This window comes from Sphingobacterium ginsenosidimutans (genome assembly GCF_039536865.1).
GTDB classification, from domain to species: Bacteria; Bacteroidota; Bacteroidia; order Sphingobacteriales; family Sphingobacteriaceae; genus Sphingobacterium; species Sphingobacterium detergens.
The window spans coordinates 1,080,503-1,093,584 of record NZ_BAAAZK010000002.1 but is presented as its reverse complement, the minus strand read 5'-3'; the positions used below and the strand labels follow the sequence as shown (position 1 = coordinate 1,093,584).

Below are 13,082 nucleotides of genomic sequence, written 5' to 3'. Positions count from 1 at the left end.
GTTATTATTTAAAAAAACGTGGATAGTTTGTTGCTACCCACGTTTAGAGATTTTTTTTATCTAAAGCTGATTAGATGATCAACATCGCATCGCCATAACTGTAGAATCTATATTTTTCTTTTACAGCAACCTCATAAGCATTCATCACATTTTCATAGCCTGCAAATGCAGCAATCATTACCAATAAAGTTGATTCCGGTGTATGGAAATTGGTAACCATTGAATTTGCAATGCTGAAATCGTAAGGAGGATAGATGAATTTACTTGTCCAATCTGAGGCAGCCTTCAAATGATGATCTGCAGAGACAGAGGATTCGATCGCACGCATAGACGTCGTTCCGACAGCACAAACGCGGCGTTTATTATCAATTGCCCTGTTTACTACTTTTGCAGCTTCATCCGTGATAATAAATTGCTCAGAATCCATTTTATGTTTCGTTAGATCTTCAACTTCCACTGTACGGAAAGTACCAAGGCCAACGTGTAATGTTACTTCAGCGAAATCGACACCTTTAAGCTCCAAACGTTTCATTAATTCACGAGAGAAGTGAAGACCAGCAGTCGGAGCTGCTACAGCACCTTCATTTTTGGCATATATAGTTTGGTAACGGAATTTATCTTCTGGAGTCGCTTTACGTTTGATGTATTTAGGAAGAGGTGTTTCACCTAATATCTCGATATTGCGACGGAATTCTTCATCAGTACCATCGAATAGGAATCTGATAGTACGTCCACGTGAAGTCGTATTGTCGACAACCTCAGCCACTAACAAGTCATCGTCACCGAAATACAATTTGTTACCGACACGGATTTTACGTGCTGGATCAACCAATACATCCCAAAGACGAAGTTCATTGTTCAATTCGCGTAACAAGAAAACTTCAATCGTAGCTCCAGTTTTTTCTTTATTACCGTATAGGCGTGCTGGAAAAACTTTTGTATTGTTTAATATCATGACGTCTTTGTCGTCAAAATAGTCCAATACATCTTTGAAAATTTTGTGTTCAATTTTACCAGTATCCTTATGTAGGACCATCAAACGCGATTCGTCACGATTTTCAGAAGGTTCAGAAGCAAGCAATGATTCTGGTAAGTTGAATTTAAATTGAGATAACTTCATCTTTAATGATATATATTTTAATGTCTGCCTTTCAGTGCATTACAGTGCACCAAATACTAGGTTGCAAAAAGCATACAAAGTTATAACTTTTTTGGGTATCAAAAGGTCTTATTTCTAATTTATAGATATATTTTTATTGATTTTGACATTAAATCAAAACTATATTGTATTTTAGAATGCAATTATGTTATTCCTTAGATTGATATTGGAAAGTTGTCAGTTTGCGTTTTCTGCGTTAAAGGACAATCGTACACGTACCATGCTTTCCTTGCTGGGCGTGACTATTGGTATTTTTACCATTATAGGTGTGTTTTCAGCGGTGGATACCTTACGAAATAATATTGAGGAATCTGTAAAAAAGATAGGAAGTAAGACACTTTATATAGAGAAATGGCCTTGGGATGGTGGGCCGAATTATCCTTGGTGGAAGTATTTGAACAGACCTGAACCTACGTACAATAATTACCAGGACTTAAGAAGCCGTATGACAACAGCGGAGTATATGGCTTATATGATCAATATCGGTAACACAACGATTAAGTATAAAAACAATTCTGCTCAAGGTTCATCGGTAAATGCTGCAACCTATGAAAACCTATATATCCAAAACTTAAATATTGTTGACGGTCGATATTTTGCGGAAAGTGAATCCAGAGGTGGAGCTTTAGTCACAGTACTGGGAGCCAATATTGCGGATGGACTTTTTCCAAATGAGGAACCAGTCGGCAAGTATATTAGTATGTTGGGGAGAAAAATTCAGGTAATCGGTGTCTTAAAAAAAGAGGGGAATGGTGTATTAATTAATACTTCTCCAGATGATACAGCTTTCATTCCATTTGAATTGGCTAGAAATCTTGTCAATTATGATAATTTTTCTCCGAGTATAGCGATGGTCATCAAGTCTAATTATACATTGGGAGAAGCTGAAAGCGAAGCAAAAACATTGATGCGTTCGATCCGTCGTATTTCTCCGCAACGGGAGGAAAATTTCTCTATTAACCAGACAACAATGATTACGGGGGCATTAGATCAGCTTTTTGGTATCATCAATCTTGCTGGTTTTTCTATTGGTATTTTTTCAATTTTAGTTGGTGGTTTCGGTATCGCCAATATCATGTTTGTAAGTGTCAAGGAACGCACACACATTATCGGTATTCAAAAAGCATTAGGCGCTAAAAACTTCTTTATTTTATCGCAATTTCTTATTGAATCTATTGTGCTTTGTTTACTTGGAGGTGGGATTGGTCTTGTTGTTGTCTATTTTCTTGCTTTTATCGTTCAACTTGCAACGGGTGTAGCAATTGTTGTCAGCGTAAAAATGGTTATTCTTACGGTATCACTTTCTACCTTCATTGGCCTGATATCAGGTATCGTACCTGCTTTGATGGCCTCTCGGTTAGATCCAGTCGAAGCTATTCGAAGTAAATAAACTGACTATGGTTAAAAAAGCTCAATTTTCGATATTGAAAGGATTTTGGCTTTTGCTTTTTGCTTACAGTTGTGTATTGATGGCGGAAATCACATGGCGATATCATAGTTTTTCATTGGATGCTAACTTTCTGATGATAAAACAAACGGAAATTGAGGCGCTTTGGTGGTACAAATACGCTTTCTATATACATGTCTGCACAGCGATACTCGCCTTACCTGCTGGTTTTACGCAATTTCGTTCGGGGTTACTGAAGAAATATCCGCAATTGCATCGGAGGATTGGTTACGTTTATGTATTTAGTATTTTGGGCTTCGCTGCACCTTCGGGAGTACTGATCGGATCGGTCGCTAATGGAGGCTTATTTGCGATTATTTCCTTTGAACTGCTTGCTCTGGGATGGTTCTATTTTACGTTTCAGGCCGTTCGTTTGGCCGTTCAGAAGAAATTTAATGCACACGAAGATTTTATGCTGCGTAGTTTTGCACTAACCTGTTCGGCCCTTACATTGCGTTTCTGGAAAGTGATTTTGGTTTATCTATTTCAACCGAATCCGATGGATCTGTATCAGATTATTGCCTGGCTAGGCTGGGTGCCTAATTTATTACTTATTGAGTTTATTATTTATCGAAAAAATCATAAATTAAGTAACGATTATGATCTATCCAGATCATAAATGGAGTAAATTCATTCGTTTAAAAAGACAAATTATGAAAGCTATGAAAAGGAATATCTATTTATTATTAGTGCTTTCCGCCATGATCGGCTGTAAAGATAGAACAAATAAGAAGGCTGTTGAGCCCAAAGCGCAAGATTCCGTTTTGCTTGAACAGGAGGCCCATCAGGAGCTTTATGGTAATTGGGTAGGGAATTTTGTGATTGATGAAAATTCTCTTGAAGATGGAGAGGGGTTACCAAATACGGATTATAGTCCAAAGATAAACCTGACAATCAAAAAAATAACAGACAAAGGGAAAGTTTTTGGGCAAAATGTGGTCAAAGGAAATCTACGTTCGTTGACAGGGAAACTTGAGGGTGACGGGAATGCGGTGCAGCTATTACTAGATGAGCCAGGTGATAAGAAATCAGATGGTCGTTTTGAGATAAAATTGAAGAATGATACATTAATTGGGAGTTGGATCGCTTACGACCAAGGGGTGAAGATTAAGAAAAGAAATTTCAAATTATTGAAAAAGCAATTTGCCTATAATCCAAACCTGATGTTAAATAATCAAGATGAAGAATATGGAACTTTGGTCGACTGGATCAACGCAAAAAAGAAAGAAGCGATAGATCAAGATGGTGATTCTACTTATACTTATGTGATGGAATATTATCGGTCCGCATCGCCGGCTGTGTTCAGTATAAATGCTTCTAAACAAAAATTGGCGGAGAAAGACTTGAAAAACTTGAAAAAATTAGATCTAGAGATTATTCGGAATACAATTTTTGCACGGCATGGTTATGCTTTTACGAAACCCTCCATTCGTCAGTTTTTCGATCCAGTAGATTGGTATGTGCCGGTTTCGAAAGATGTAAGTTCGGATCTCAGCCCGTTGGAGAAAGATAATATTGCGCTTCTTACAAGATTTGAGAAGTATGCGACGGACAATTACGATACCTTTGGAAGGTAATCTGCATTTGTTTTTTGTATTGCGTTATAACTGATAGAAAAAGAAACGGAAAAGAAGTAAAAACGGACCCTGAAGATCGAATATTAAAAAAGGTAATAGGGGTACGAATAGGATTAAAGAAAAACGGGGTCCCTAATTTTTTTGGAGACCCCGTTGAGTTTATGCCTTGTTTGGTTCGACTGAACTAAACTTATTTATTTCGGATGGATATCGCATTTTTATGTGCATGCAAGCCCTCAAGTTCAGCGAGTATTTCAACTGTGGATCCAATCTGTTGGAGTCCGGTTTCGTTGATATGCTGAAATGTTATTTTCTTTACAAAAGAATCGACTGAAACACCAGAATAGGAACGAGCATATCCGGATGTCGGTAAAGTGTGGTTGGTTCCTGATGCATAGTCGCCTGCACTTTCTGGTGTAAGGTGTCCCAAGAAAACCGAACCTGCGTTGCTGATGTGACGTGTCAAGGATTCCCACTGATCTGTTTCTAGAATAAGGTGTTCTGGAGCATATTCATTTGAAAATTGGATCGCCTCTTGGAGGTTGCTAACGATTACTGCATATGAGTTTTCTATTGCTTTAGAAGCAAGTTCTTTCCGCGGCAACACCGTTAATTGTGTTTCAAGTTGAATATTAACGGCATCTACTAAAGCATTAGAAGTTGCTACTAATACAGCTTGACTGTCTATGCCGTGCTCTGCTTGCGCCAGAAGGTCTGCTGCTACGAATGCTGGGTTGGCTGTTTCGTCAGCAAGCACAAGCACTTCAGAGGGCCCTGCGGGCATGTCTATGCTAACATTCGTTAGTCCCTGTATGATTGATTTGGCCTTCGTGACAAACTGGTTTCCAGGACCAAAGATTTTGTCAACTTTAGGGATAGATTGGGTACCGAAGGCCATAGCAGCAACCGCTTGTGCGCCTCCAACAAGATAGATACGTTTAATGTTGAGTAATTTTAAACAATACGCAACAAACCCATTAATCTTTCCATTGGATTGCGGGGGAGAACAAACGACGATCTCTTTACATCCGGCAATTCGAGCAGGTATACCTAACATCAATAGCGTGCTAGGTAAAACAGCAGACCCCCCCGGAATATAAAGTCCTACTTTTTCAATCGGACGGATTTCCCGCCAGCACTTCACACCAGGCATAGTCTCTACTGTACGTTCTCTTTTAAGCTGTGTACTGTGGAACCTGTGTATGTTTTGGAATGCTATTTCCAAAGCACGTTGTTGGTCACGGTGTATGGTAGTCGCTAATTCATCAATATCTTCTTCATTCAAAAAGAGCTTGTCAAGTTGAACTTTGTCAAATTTTGCAGCATATTCACGCAAGACACTATCGCCCTGCACCCGTACCTGCTGAATAATATCTTGGACGACTTCCTGAATTGAATTGTTCGGATCTGTATTCCGAGCAACCAATTGTTGCAGTTCCGCTTTTCCTAAAGATTGGTATTCGTATTTTTTTAGCATGATCGTAAGAATCGGTCAAGTTTAGAGAATGATTTTTTCAATCGGCATCACAACGATACCTTGGGCACCCTCTGCTTTTAGTTTATTGATTTTGTCCCAAAAATCGTCTTCCGTAATTACGGTGTGTACTGCTACCCAGCCTTCTTCCGCCAATGGAACTACAGTTGGACTCTTTACACCATGTAATAAAGACGTGATGGCAGGAAGGTTCTTTTTCTCCACATTCAATACCACATATTTGGTTTCTTTAGCCAATAGAACAGATTCTATACGTTGAACCAATTCGGCAAGGACTTCATTTCCTTCGAGACCTTTTCTACCAACTAAAATAGCTTCGGAATTTTTGACATCGGCAAAGGGTTTTAGACCATTGCTTTTCAATGTTCCACCTGTGGAAACGATATCACATATTGCATCACTAAGTCCTAATCCAGGTGAAATTTCCACTGATCCGGATATCAATCGTATATCCGCATTGATTTGGTAGTCGTCAAGAAAATTTTTAAGGATATTGGGATAGGAGGTTGCAATTGCTTTGCCATTAAGGTCTTTGATATCTTGAATGGAACTATCTTTTGGTATAGCTAGTTTTAAGGTACATTTTCCAAATCCAAGTCGTTTTATATATTCCACTTTTGATTCTGTTTCGTCGATGATATTTTCACCAACAATACCAAGGTCGGCGATTCCCTGTTCGACATAGCCTGGGATGTCATCATCTCTAAGAAATAATATTTCTAAAGGGAAGTTGCCCACAGTAGTAATCAAGGAACTTTTGTAGTTTTCGAAATCTAAACCACAGTTTTTCAGTAATTGAACAGATTTTTCGTTTAACCTACCCGATTTTTGGATAGCAATTTTAAGATTTTTCAACGCTTTATAAATGTTAGCAGTAAATTATTAATAATAAGAAATCAAACTAGAGGGAGGGTATTCTACGTAAGAACACATTAAATTAACATATCGCCACATGGCGATGATGCAAATGAAAATGATGTACGTAGGTATAGATCATGTTTGTATTAATAACTGATAGCAAATGTATAGTAAATTAATGGGAAATACAAAATTATCATTTTAAAAAGTTAAAAGATTCGTTCTGTTGGTGCTTCAGATTTTTAAAATTTCGTATTATTTTCTATAAAGTTTGAAACATAGACTGGCAACTACTGGAAATTTCCTTATTTTTAGGGAGTGAAGCTTTTTTTTGCTCTATGTTGCTCATAAACTACATCCGTTGGAGCTTTCGAAAAATACATTGTTCGTAACTGCTTCTATTGATTACAATATTAAGTGGCTGAAAAAGGCAAATATCATGTCAAAAATAATCTATAGTAGATGAAAAGAATAGTATTTATTTTAATGAGTTGGATGTTATGTATGACGGGTACTGCACTTGCCCAGGAAAAACCGGCTTCCACGTTAGATATTCGTATTTTAGAATCTATAGCTGAGACAAGAACTGAACCCCAGACACAGACTTTTAAAGTACTCTCCGATATCAACAACTGTGTGCAGGTTGCTGTGCCTGTTGGTCTATTAGTTGCTGGTGCTATCAATAATGATAAGGCAATGCGTCAAAATGCACTTTATGTCGCGAGTAGTACCGCTGTGACGGCATTGGTTAATGTCGGAATAAAACATCTGATCAAGCGGAGTCGGCCCTTTAAAAAATATCCGAACTTTATATCTGTTCGTACGGCTGGTGGCTATTCTTTTCCTTCAGGCCATACGTCATCAGCTTTTGCAACAGCTTCAGCCTTGTCCCGTGCCTACTCAAAATGGTATGTTGTTGCACCGTCTTTACTTTGGGCGGGTAGTGTTGGTTATTCCAGAATGTATCTTGGTGTGCATTATCCAACGGATGTACTCGCTGGAGCGGTATTGGGGGCTGGGTCGGCCTTTGCATTGGATGGGTTAAGAAAGTAAAATAGAAATAAGTTTAAATGAATAATTGATGCAAGTGATAAAAATATTGGTTGTAGGTTGTGGTAATATGGGAGCTTCTCATGCGAAAGCTTACCACGATTTGGATGGATTTAAGATCGTTGGTTTGGTCGCGAGAGGGGATAGTAAACATAAGCTTAATACGGAGTTAGGTGCTGATTACGCACTTTTTGAATCTTACGAAGAGGCATTGCTGCAAACAAAACCCGATGCTGTCTGTATTGCGACCTATCCTGATACACATAAAGATTATGCAATTAAGGCTTTCGAATCGGGGGCTCATGTTTTTATTGAGAAGCCTTTAGCTGAAGATGTCACATCGGCAGAAGAGGTCGTGAGCGCCGCTATAAAGTATAATAAAAAACTGGTTGTAGGATATATTCTTCGTTATCATCCCTCATGGATGAAATTTATTGAGCTTTCGAAAACTATGGGAAAACCTTTGGTTATGCGGATGAATCTTAATCAACAAAGCCACGGTTACATGTGGAATGTCCATCGCAATCTGATGTCTAGCCTAAGCCCAATAGTTGATTGTGGTGTACATTATATCGATGTTATGTGCCAGATGGTAGGTGTCAGGCCGGTACGTGTCTCGGCGATAGGCGCCCGGCTTACAGACGATATTCCAGATTGGAACTACAATTATGGTCAGCTTCAGTTGCATTTTGAGGACGGATCTGTAGGTTGGTACGAAGCGGGCTGGGGACCTATGGTGAGTCAAAATGCCTTTTTTGTAAAAGATGTTTTCGGTCCCAAGGGTTCGGTATCCATTGTTGCTGACAAAGCAAGCAACGAGGGTAAATCGGATTCGGTAGCGGCGCATACACAAACAGAAAACCTACGGGTACACTATGCTGATTTAGATGCGAATAATGAATTTGTTAAAAAAGATGAGTGGGTGAACTTGGCCAATGAACCAGATCATCAGGAGTTGTGTAACAGGGAACAACGCTTTTTTCAGCAGGCCATCCTTGAGGATATTGATTTGTCTTCTTCCATGGAGGATGCGGTCAATAGTTTACGTATAGCGCTTGCTTGTGACGAAGCGGTTAAAACAAAACAGACAATATTATTGTAATTTTAGTTCGTGTAAGATTTACTGTTTTTTTTGTCCCTTTTATGAAAAATTGAGAAGGAAAAAAACAATTAAATAAAAAATATAGCAGAAGGATAGGCGTTTTGGTCTATCTTTTGTTATTTAGCTACATATTTATCATTCTTATGAAGAATTTATTCAAAGTGGCGTTATTGTTTGGATTGTCCATTCCTGTAGTGCATGGGCAAGATAAACAATGGCAGATGGAATTTGTGTTTAAAGGTGAGATTTCACCCGAAAAATTTGAAAATGAGATTCCAGAGTTTGCAAAAGAGTTTTACGAGCCTTTTCTGAAAGGGAAGACGGCCTACAAGAATGTTGAGGTCTTAGCAGATGCCAATTATTCTTCAGCTGTTGTCAATCAGAAAGAGCATGCTATTTTGAATAGAAAATTGGCGAAAACCTATTCTTTCTCTGCAGGAGATGATATTGTAACAGCAGATACTTATCATCCTTCTTATAAAATTGTTAGCAACAGGTTAAAGGAATCTGAAGGCCCCTATGTATGGATGCAAGATTTAGGAGAGATTGAAGAGGTTGCCGGTGTGACCTGTAAAAAAGCAAAATTATTTATCAAAAATCAGGCGGATTCTGCGGAAGCAACTGTTTGGTATTCGGAGGCGGTGCCAACATACTACATGACTGCTTTTTCATTTGTAAATGATCTCCCGGGAGCGGTGCTTAAACTGTCGTTGGGCCAAAATACAGATCTGGGTTTTGAGACAACTAAAGTCTCTAATGTTTCAACTGTGGAAGGCTTTCAATTGCCTCAGGATGTTAAAGTTGTTGATATATCAGGGAGTAGTCATACAGAAGAAGGGGGGGACGTAAGTTTGTTTGAAGATACTTTTCCCCTGGATAAGTCACTTAAATGGGTGATGGTGAAAGATAATGATACGAGTGATGAATATTATGGAATAAAGAGTTCAACGGGGCAAGAGGTATTGCCATGTTCACTTTTCTCATTGGCCTATTTTAACGATCGGATTGCCATTGTTTCAGACAAGGATAATTACTTCTGGTTGTTGGACAAAAAGGGGAACAAGGTCAATAAAACGGGATTTGACTGGCTTACTCCAGCGACTGAACGATTGGCTATTTTTCAAAAAGATGGAAATTTTGGATTGGTCACACAGGAAGGGAAGGTTTTGCTTGATAAGAAGGAAAATATAAGTAAGTTTTTAAATAATTATTTGATGTTTTCGGAAGATGGGAAAATAGGTTTGTTGGACGAGAATGGGAAAATTATTATTAATCCTAGTCTATTATTTTTGGATGTAGATAGTGCTGGTAAAGTTTTGGTGAGAGATAAAGAAGGGGAGGAGACCAAAACACTTGAACTTGATACGTTTATAAAGGAATATGTAAAGTGATTTAGATTTTGTTGAGTAGAAGACTAAGTATAAGTTAACATAAAAAAAGCATTCAAACTAAGTAGATTGAATGCTTTTTTGCTTTGATTATTTTTATATTCTGGTTACGGAATATTTAGAAATTTGTGTGTCTGTAGGGAGATATCCCATTTCGGGTTCTCCTTGACATAGTCAATAATAGACGGGGTCATTTCTTTGGATTTTGACCATTCGGGCTGAAGGTATAATCTGCAATTTGGTCCAACTAATTGTGCATATTCTTCTCCCCAGGCAAAATCGCTTTTATTGAAAACAATAACTTTGAGCTCACCTGCGGCATCGAGGACGTCTTTTCTTGGGGCTTTGAATTTTTTGGGAGACAGACATATCCAATCCCATTCTCCACTTAAAGGATAAGCGCCTGATGTTTCAATAAAAGTTTTTATGCCCGCAGCGTGGAGACCTTTTGTGAGGTAATCCAGATTATAGATAAGAGGTTCACCTCCTGTGATAACAACTGTTTTAGCAGGATATTTTTTTGCATTTTCAATAATTGAATCTGCAGCTGTAAGTGGATGGATAGATGCATCCCAGCTTTCTTTTACATCGCACCAATGGCAGCCAACATCGCAACCACCTAATCTGATGAAATAAGCAGCAGTCCCGGTGTGGTAACCTTCTCCTTGAATGGTGTAAAATTCTTCCATCAAAGGTAATCGTGTTCCGTCTTCTGGTACTTGATTCGACATAGTTAAAATTTGAGTCTGCAAAAGTAGCAAATATTAATGATATGCTCAATTTCTCTTGTTGTTTTCAGTAGAATTCGTGTCATTTTTATTGGGTTGAAAAATTAATGACGATCTCAGGTTTCATGAGCATCATATAGGTGTTTTGTTTAAAAAATAAACTTGGCCATAAAAAGGGGAGGATTGTTCAAAAGGGGTAAGAGATCATAAAAAAACTGTTTATTACCAGAATTTTTGCTAAATTTGTTTCACAATTTATTTATTGAAAACATAAGTGTAATAACATAATTGTACATGTTGTTTTGTGTTTTCTATTTTTTAACAATATAAAAAATCATAGTTGTAAATGATTAAAATTACACTACCTGATGGTTCCGTTAGAGAATATCAAAAAGGAATCACTGCAGCAGAAATTGCTTTATCAATTTCTGAAGGGCTAGCGAGAAATGTTCTTGCGGCTGAGGTGAATGGTGAGGTATGGGATTCTGCCCGTGCTATTGAAGAAGATGCTAGTGTTAAGTTGTTAACCTGGAATGATACAAAAGGAAAATCTACTTTTTGGCATTCTTCGGCTCACTTACTGGCTGAGGCTTTGGAAGCTTTGTATCCAGGGATTAAATTCGGTATTGGTCCGGCTATTGAAACCGGATTTTACTATGACGTTGATTTTGGCGACCGTGAATTTTCTTCGGATGACTTTAAGGCCATTGAAGACAAGATGTTGGAACTTGCCAAACGTAAAGAAACTTTTGAGCGTAAAGCTGTTTCGAAGTCAGATGCCTTAGCGTATTTTACCGAAAAAGGAGATGAGTATAAGCTTGATCTGATTAAAGATTTGGAGGATGGAAAGATTACATTCTATACCCAAGGGGAATTTACAGATTTGTGCCGTGGTCCTCATATTCCAAACACAGGGTTTATTAAAGCCATAAAATTAACTAACGTCGCTGGTGCGTATTGGCGAGGTGATGAATCACGTAAACAGTTAACACGTATCTATGGGGTAACTTTTCCGAAAGCATCGGAGCTCACTGAATATTTGAAGTTCATCGAAGAAGCAAAAAAACGTGACCACCGTAAGTTAGGTAAAGAACTAGAGCTTTTTGCATTTTCAGAAAAAGTTGGTGCAGGATTGCCTTTATGGTTACCAAAAGGGGCTGCGCTGCGTCAAAAACTGGTGGATTTCTTACAAAAAGCGCAATTGAACTCGGGATATGAACCTGTAGTCACTCCACACATTGGTCATAAGCAACTGTATGTGACTTCAGGTCACTACGAAAAATATGGTGCAGATTCGTTTCAACCAATCAAAACACCTATCGAAGGTGAAGAGTTTTTGTTGAAACCGATGAATTGTCCACATCACTGTGAGATCTACAAAGTGAAACCACGTTCGTATAAAGATTTACCTGTTCGTTTTTCTGAATTTGGTACTGTATATCGTTACGAGCAATCGGGTGAGTTGCATGGTTTAACTCGTGTGCGTGGGTTTACTCAAGATGATGCACACTTGTTCTGTCGTCCGGATCAGGTAAAAGATGAGTTTAAAAAAGTAATTGACCTAGTTCTTTATGTATTTGGTGCTTTAGGATTTAATGACTATACTGCACAGGTATCGTTGCGTGATCCTGAAAACCGTACCAAATATATCGGAACCGATGAAAATTGGGCTTTGGCCGAATCTGCAATTATTGAGGCCGCTGAAGAAAAAGGTTTGCCGACAGTTGTGGAATATGGTGAAGCGGCTTTCTATGGACCAAAACTGGATTTCATGGTAAAAGATGCCTTGGGACGTAAATGGCAGTTGGGTACTATTCAGGTTGATTACAATTTACCAGAACGTTTTGAATTAGAGTATACTGGAAGTGACAATATGAAACATCGTCCAGTGATGATTCACCGTGCACCATTTGGATCGTTGGAACGTTTTGTGGCCGTCTTGATCGAGCATTGTGCTGGACAATTTCCGTTATGGCTTGCGCCTGAGCAATTTATCGTCTTACCAGTGTCAGAAAAATACGAAGAATATGCGCAAAATGTTTTGAATTCGCTAAATAATTCCGATATTCGCGGACTGATAGACTTACGTGACGAGAAGGTGGGCAGAAAAATCAGAGACGCCGAAGTGAAAAAGCTTCCTTATATGTTAATTGTAGGGGAAAAAGAGGTGGAAAATGGCACAGTTTCTGTACGTAAACATGGCTCAGTAGAATTAGGTACTATGACTGCTGACGAATTTAGAGATATATTAATTAAGGAAATAACCGTTTAATTTTTA

The 13,082-nt window shown here is 38.4% G+C and carries 11 protein-coding genes; 7 read left to right on the top strand and 4 right to left on the bottom strand.

What is annotated here, in order from left to right; translation table 11 throughout:
- Nucleotides 1-70: 70 nt before the first annotated feature.
- Nucleotides 71-1,120 (bottom strand): tRNA preQ1(34) S-adenosylmethionine ribosyltransferase-isomerase QueA, encoded by a 1,050-nt coding sequence (gene queA / locus ABFX33_RS04470; RefSeq protein WP_120258383.1) that lies wholly within the window; start codon nucleotides 1,118-1,120, stop codon nucleotides 71-73.
- Nucleotides 1,121-1,304: 184 nt separating this feature from the next.
- On the opposite strand from queA, the gene ABFX33_RS04465 reads away from it, so the two are divergent.
- From ABFX33_RS04465 to ABFX33_RS04455, 3 genes are read left to right on the top strand one after another with little or no spacing between them, the layout of a single operon-like run.
- Nucleotides 1,305-2,549 carry an ABC transporter permease gene (locus ABFX33_RS04465; protein ID WP_346084505.1) on the top strand — a complete coding sequence of 415 codons (1,245 nt, stop codon included), beginning with the start codon at nucleotides 1,305-1,307 and terminating at the stop codon, nucleotides 2,547-2,549.
- Between the two features lie 7 nt (nucleotides 2,550-2,556).
- A complete protein-coding gene (locus ABFX33_RS04460) occupies nucleotides 2,557-3,225 on the top strand; it encodes a DUF2306 domain-containing protein (RefSeq protein ID WP_346084504.1) in 669 nt (222 codons plus the stop codon).
- 34 nt (nucleotides 3,226-3,259) lie between these two features.
- A complete protein-coding gene (locus tag ABFX33_RS04455) occupies nucleotides 3,260-4,183 on the top strand; it encodes a YARHG domain-containing protein (protein WP_346084502.1) in 924 nt (307 codons plus the stop codon).
- 190 nt (nucleotides 4,184-4,373) lie between these two features.
- On the opposite strand, the gene hisD is transcribed toward ABFX33_RS04455, so the two are convergent.
- Nucleotides 4,374-5,660, bottom strand: coding sequence for a histidinol dehydrogenase (hisD, locus tag ABFX33_RS04450; RefSeq protein ID WP_346084501.1), 1,287 nt, complete (start codon nucleotides 5,658-5,660; stop codon nucleotides 4,374-4,376).
- A gap of 21 nt (nucleotides 5,661-5,681) precedes the next feature.
- Entirely contained in the window at nucleotides 5,682-6,533 is an 852-nt protein-coding gene (hisG, locus tag ABFX33_RS04445; protein WP_257089274.1) for an ATP phosphoribosyltransferase, read from the bottom strand.
- 465 nt (nucleotides 6,534-6,998) lie between these two features.
- Between hisG and ABFX33_RS04440 the strand changes: the two genes are divergently transcribed.
- The 3 genes from ABFX33_RS04440 (at nucleotide 6,999) to ABFX33_RS04430 (ending at nucleotide 10,079) form a co-directional block, all read left to right on the top strand.
- On the top strand, nucleotides 6,999-7,589 hold the full coding sequence (locus ABFX33_RS04440) for a phosphatase PAP2 family protein (protein WP_346084500.1): 591 nt from the start codon (nucleotides 6,999-7,001) through the stop codon (nucleotides 7,587-7,589).
- Nucleotides 7,590-7,617: 28 nt separating this feature from the next.
- A complete protein-coding gene (locus tag ABFX33_RS04435) occupies nucleotides 7,618-8,688 on the top strand; it encodes a Gfo/Idh/MocA family protein (protein WP_346084498.1) in 1,071 nt (356 codons plus the stop codon).
- A 143-nt stretch (nucleotides 8,689-8,831) separates the two neighbouring features.
- Nucleotides 8,832-10,079: a hypothetical protein gene (locus ABFX33_RS04430; RefSeq protein ID WP_346084496.1), complete on the top strand. Its 1,248-nt coding sequence runs from the start codon at nucleotides 8,832-8,834 to the stop codon at nucleotides 10,077-10,079.
- Nucleotides 10,080-10,183: 104 nt separating this feature from the next.
- Here the strand turns inward: ABFX33_RS04430 and ABFX33_RS04425 are convergent, their stop codons facing one another.
- Nucleotides 10,184-10,807 carry a 7-carboxy-7-deazaguanine synthase QueE gene (locus ABFX33_RS04425; protein ID WP_121121488.1) on the bottom strand — a complete coding sequence of 208 codons (624 nt, stop codon included), beginning with the start codon at nucleotides 10,805-10,807 and terminating at the stop codon, nucleotides 10,184-10,186.
- Between the two features lie 343 nt (nucleotides 10,808-11,150).
- Between ABFX33_RS04425 and thrS the strand changes: the two genes are divergently transcribed.
- Complete coding sequence (thrS, locus tag ABFX33_RS04420; RefSeq protein ID WP_346084495.1) at nucleotides 11,151-13,076, top strand: threonine--tRNA ligase; 1,926 nt, start codon at nucleotides 11,151-11,153, stop codon at nucleotides 13,074-13,076.
- Nucleotides 13,077-13,082: the final 6 nt, after the last annotated feature.